The sequence below is a fragment of the Bartonella sp. AA78NXGY genome, assembly GCF_042197005.1.
Lineage (GTDB): Bacteria > Pseudomonadota > Alphaproteobacteria > Rhizobiales > Rhizobiaceae > Bartonella.
This window is the reverse complement of record NZ_JBHIRI010000035.1, coordinates 1-5929: the sequence shown is the minus strand read 5'-3', so window position 1 is coordinate 5929 and position 5929 is coordinate 1. Positions and strand designations below refer to the sequence as shown.

Annotated in this window: 1 protein-coding gene; it reads right to left on the bottom strand. The window is 39.2% G+C overall.

The window, feature by feature from the left end:
- The coding region (locus tag ACFINL_RS09250) for an autotransporter outer membrane beta-barrel domain-containing protein (RefSeq protein WP_375651450.1) at positions 1 to 5181 on the bottom strand (5181 nt) is incomplete at its 3' end.
- Between the last annotated feature and the right edge of the window lie 748 nt (positions 5182 to 5929).

The following is a 5929-nucleotide window of genomic DNA, read 5'->3' as shown; positions in this document are numbered from 1 at the left end:
ATCACCATGAAGGGAGAAATTGTGAGACAGTTGCGCATTGATGCCAACGCCGCCTTCAATTGCAGGTCCCATAGGATCAAGGTCAAAATCTCTGCCAATCTGGATGGTACCATTATCACCAAAGGTTTTGATCAAGTTTGCTTTTCCATAGAAGGAAATGGCAGGACCATTTTCAGTGGTCATAATGGTTTTGGTTAAACGTCCACCAACACGGATCAACCATTGAGAAGGATTGTTCATATCAATTTTTAAATTATCAGCATCTTCAATGGTATCAAACATCAAATGTTGATAAGCAAGTTGTATTTGGGGCTCGAAGGTTAAACCTTCCATTCCGGTAGAAAATTGTTTGCCAACGGTGGTGGAAATACTCAACATCTTTACATTGTTCAATTTCGCGGTTTTACCAATGATAGCATTGGTGATATCGCCCTTTATTATCCCATAGGATAAAAGCGTATCGATATAGAAACCACTGTCATGTTGTACACTACCATAGGCAGTGAGAGACCATTTATCTAGGGTGCTTTTACTTGCATCCTGCATCTCTTTTGGAGTGAAAGACAGCTGCCCATAGGTACCTATAAGACCGAAATGTGTCGTGGTATTTTGTCCTTCTAATGCCGCTAATGTGACACCGGCTTGGAGAGCAGCATAGCGAATATCAGCACCATAACCATATTTAAGGGGACCGCGTTTCGAGGATAAGGTTCCTGTACCCCCATAGGTAGAGAGGAAGAAACTGTTTTTTAGATTTTTCTGCTCTCCCAAGACTGTTGTTCTCATATTGGCTAAAAGTGCATTTTGCTTGGCCATATCGGCCAATCCAGTATAAAAGAGGGCATTTGGCATAACCAAATAGCTTGCCATTTGTGGTACAACTGCTCTTACTTTTGAATCGGGGTCAAGAAATTCAGGCTGCAAGCGGAAGTCCCAGAAATCTTTATCCTTTTCATCGAATAAGTTTTGGTTAGCATTGGCCTTGCCATAACTTGATACTGGTCCATAGGAAGTTAGCGTATATTTATAAGGAGTTCCTCCTATGGTGGTATAGCCATTTTTCAATTTAAAGGAGTCTTCTTTTGCTTCTCCAGAAACTTGAATAAGTGAAAGTCCACCTATATTTGAAGGAGGAGAAGCATTTTCTACACTCTCTTTATCCCCTGAAACACTTTTGACATAAACTGTTGTGGTGCCTGCTACATCACCGTGAATGAGAAGCCTATCGGTTTTTTGTGCATCTATTGCAACACCATCAGTCCATATAGCGTTGAAATGAATTTCTGCCTCACCAAAGGCATTATAGACTGCTAGAATGGTTGGTATTCCAGATCCTACATGCAATGTATGATAATGATCTTCTACCGGTCCATTAAAAACAATAGAACTATCATTAAGATTGAGCACAGAAATATCAGAACGTGACCTTTGAGCAATAGCAAGCAGTTTTCCATCATCATCGGTTTCTTTTGTACTGGTTTTCAATATCCATGTTGTCTTGTTTGTCAAATCAAAGCGTACGGTTCTGTTTTCTGCAATTTTTGCTCTTCCCTTTAATACCGAGTGATTAGCATTTAGTGTAAAAGCAAAATTATTTTCTTTAGTTGAAGCTTTTGCTGCTAATAAAATATCGGCACTGATTTCTGAATTTTTGAGATTGGCTATACCGATTGATTGGTCTGCGTTAATTCCAATACTATTTTCAGTGCGAATTTTTGTATTTGTCAAGTTGATTTCTAAGGCGTTATCGTCATCGGATTTATCAAATATTATGCCACTGTTTTCTGCTGTTGCAGAAACATTTGTTACATCAATATATCCGCTATTTTTTACAACAAATGCTGATCCTTTTGCTGCTACGGTCCCTCCATTCATTTTAATCGTGCCACCGTTTTCTGCATAAAGTCCGATGAAAGTATTGCTAATCGCTGTATTTCCATGCAATTCAATTAAGCTGTAAGGATTGCTGGCAGCTGCACCGTATCCGTTGCCATCCATTGTTGTTAGAGCAACGTCTGTGACCTTAATATGTCCACCGTTCATTGCAAACAATGCCATGGTTTTCGCAGTTACTGTTCCCCCAGTCATTATGATTGTGCCACTATTTTCTGCATCAAGTCCGGTTACAGCATTATCAATAGTTGTCTTCCCATACAATTCAATCAAGCTATTAGGATCGGTGGTAGCTGCACCGTATCCGTTACCATACATCGTTGTTAGAGCAACATCTGTGACCTTAATATGCCCACCGTTTTTTGCAAACACTGCCATGTTTGCAGCGGTTACAGTTCCTCCCGTCATTGTGATTGCACCACTGTTTTCTGCATTAAGCCCGATGAAAGCATTATTAATTGTTGTCTTTCCATGCAATTCGATCAAGCTATCAGGATCGGTGGTCGCTGCGCCATAGTTACCATTTATTGTTGTTAGAGCAACATCTGTGACTTTAATATGCCCACCGCTTTTTGCAAGCAATGCCATGTTTGCAGCGGTTACAGTTCCTCCCGTCATTGTGATTGCACCACTGTTTTCTGCATTGAGCCCGATGAAAGCATTATTAATCGTTGTCTTTCCATCCAATTCAATCAAGCTTTCAGGATCGGAGGTAGCTGCTCCGTATCCGTTACCATACATCGTTGTTAGAGCAACATCTGTGAGCTTAATATGTCCCCCGCTTTTTGCAAGCAATGCCATGTTTGTTGCGGTTACAGTTCCACCTGCCATTGTGATAGTACCACTATTTTCTGTATAAAGTCCGATGAAAGCATTATTAATCGTTGTCTTTCCATGCAATTCAATCAAGCTTTCAGGATCGGAGGTAGCTGCTCCGTATCCGTTGCCATACATCGTTGTTAGAGCAACATCTGTGAGCTTAATATGTCCTCCGCTTTTTGCAAGCAATGCCATGTTTGTTGCGGTTACAGTTCCACCCGCCATTGTGATAGTACCACTATTTTCTGTATTAAGCCCGATGAAAGCATTATCAATTATTGTCTTTCCATATAATTCAATCAAGCTGTCAGGATCAGTGGTAGCTGCACCGTATCCGTTGCCATCCATTGTTGTTAGAGCAACATCTGTGACCTTAATATGTCCACCGTTTGCTGCAAACAGTGCCATGTTTGTTGCGGTTACAGTTCCATCCGCCATTGTGATAGTACCACTATTTTCTGTATAAAGTCCGATGAAAGCATTATTAATTGTTGTCTTTCCATGCAATTCAATCAAGCTGTTAGGATCGCTGGTAGCTGCACCGTATCCGTTGCCATCCATTGTTGTTAGAGCAACATCTGTGACCTTAATATGTCCACCGCTTTTTGTAAGTACTGCCGCGCTTTTCCCAGTTACAGTTCCACCCGCCATTGAGATAGTGCCACTATTTTCTGTATAAAGTCCGATGAGAGCATTATTAATTGTTGTCTTCCCATCCAATTCAATTAAGCTTTCAGGATCGGTGGAAGCTGCACCGTATCCGTTTCCGTCCATCGTTGTTAGAGCAACATCTGTGATCTTAATATATCCACCGTTCATGGTAAACAATGCTGCGCTTTTTGCAGTTACAGCTCCTCCCGTCATTATGATGACACCACTGTTTTCCGCATCAAGTCCATTTATAGCATTAGTAATCGTTGTCTCTCCATCCAATTCAATAAAGCTGTAAGGATCGGTGGAAGCTGCCCCGTATCCGTTTCCGTCCATCGTTGTTAGAGCAACATCTGTGACCTTAATATATCCACCTTTTTGTGCAAATAATGCTCTATTTCCCGCAGTCACTGTCCCTCCCATCATTATGATTGTAGAGAATAAACCGTCTGCATAGAGTCCATCACCATCAGATGATGTAACTTGAACGCTGCCTTCTTTACTATTGGCTAAAGTAATGAAGCTGCCGTTCATTACGTATAGCCCTGTGTGTTCTCCATCAAATGCTCCTCCTAATATCGTTACTTGTGAACCATCTTCTGCCGATATGCTGGTGTCTGCTTGCGTAATGGTTACATTTTCTAAAGTGAGATGACTTCCGGCAAAGGCCGTTATTCCTGTGTATAAAAACTCTTCTTTTTCATTTTCTAATTCACTTTCCCATCTAGGGTCTAATTCATTGTCCGATGTTTTCACACTTTCTAGCTTGTCTTGATCACTTATGCTGGTATTTGCATAAGTAATGGTTACATTTTCTAATTTGTTTTTATCGCTTTTACTCTCATTGAAGAACGCACCAGTTTCAAAAGCCGTAATGGTTCCTCCAGTCATTGTGATTGTGCTACCGTTTGTTGCATAAAGCCCAATTACAGCGTCATTAATTACCGTATTTCCGTGTAGTTCAATTGTGCTGTCAACATCATTAGCTATTGCACCGATTCCGGTGCCATCTTTTTTTAAAGTAACATCTGTGACGTCAATATGTCCGCCATTTTCTGCAAGTAATGCTGTATTTTCTCCAGTGACTGATCCTCCTATCATTGTGATTGTGGATTGTGCACCATTTGCATAGAGTCCGTCACCATGAGATGATGTAACTTGAACACTGCCTTTTTTATTATCGGCTAATTCACTATAGGTTAAAGTAATAGCGCTGCCTTCCGTAGCAGATATTCCTTTGAGTTCTCCATCAAATTCTCCTCCTAAAATCGTTACTTCAGAATGATCATTTGCAAATATACTGGTGTTTGCTTGCGTAACTGTTACGTTTTCTAAAGTAACTTTGCTTTTGTTGTCGGCATTTATTCCCTTGTCCATGAAGTGGCCATCTTTACCGCTTGATATTGTTACACCTTCCAGCTTATTTTTATCATTCATACTGTTTTCGAAGAAAGCGCCAATTTCAGAAATCGTAATAATGCCTCCAGTCATTTTGATTGTAGCACCATCTTTTGCATTAAGACCAAGACGAATGTCAAAATCAGTTCCTTTAATGGCTGTGTCTTGCAGTAATGTAATCGCACTGCCAAAACCTTCAGCTGTTACAGCATAAATATCCGTGTCTTTATTCCCAACCACAGTTAAATGTGTGCCGGTGATTTTCCCGTTGTCTTTCGCATTAATAATCTCATACGTTGTGTTAGATACTTCTTTTTTCTCGCCGGAAACTTCAAGAGTTTCAGCATATACATTGAGATGGGTGTTGAATAGCATGACAGCTATGACAGCTGTGCAGCATAAAAGGGATTTTTTACACATCAAGATTTTCCTAACTTATAAGAGCCACACACTCTTCCCCCGCTTATAAGAAGGATATCAAATGGATGGATATTTTAGAGATGGAACGTGAATAGGATATTTTTATTTTTGTGTAAAGTATAAATTAACTTATACATTTAGCATATAATGTATTATATTTAAATTCATTTAGTATTAAATGAATACATTATGTTAATATTATGTAAGTATTATAAGTTTTTCTATTCAAGATATGTGTTATGTTTGCATAAAACTTGTTGCTTATGCTTAAAGAAAAGAAATAGGCAAGAAAATTTCAAAAAACTGTATACTTGAGCCTGATAGGGATCTCTTCCAACATCATGAAACCAAAGATGATACCATAGCTTTCATGTTTTTCTTTAACACGGTTACGATAAAATAGCGCTCATTGATTTTTCAATCGACTTTTAGTTTTTTTCAAGGGATATTTTTACTAGTTAAAAGCGCGATATTTTATTGTCTTGAGTTTTTTAACTAATTTTCTTAAAGAAAAATGTTGGCGGTGTGTATTGGTAGAAAAGAATAGGGGAGAGATAAAAAGGCAGCATACTGTGCTGCCCTTTTTGTTAAATTGAATAGAATGAATAGGCTATTTTTACAGCCTTGATTTAAAACTGGTAGCGCATGCCACCTGAAAAGCTTGCACCACTTATACCAGTTTTCTGAAGCTTTTGTTGATAACTTACATCACCATGAAGGGAGAAATTGTGAGACAGTTGCGCATTGA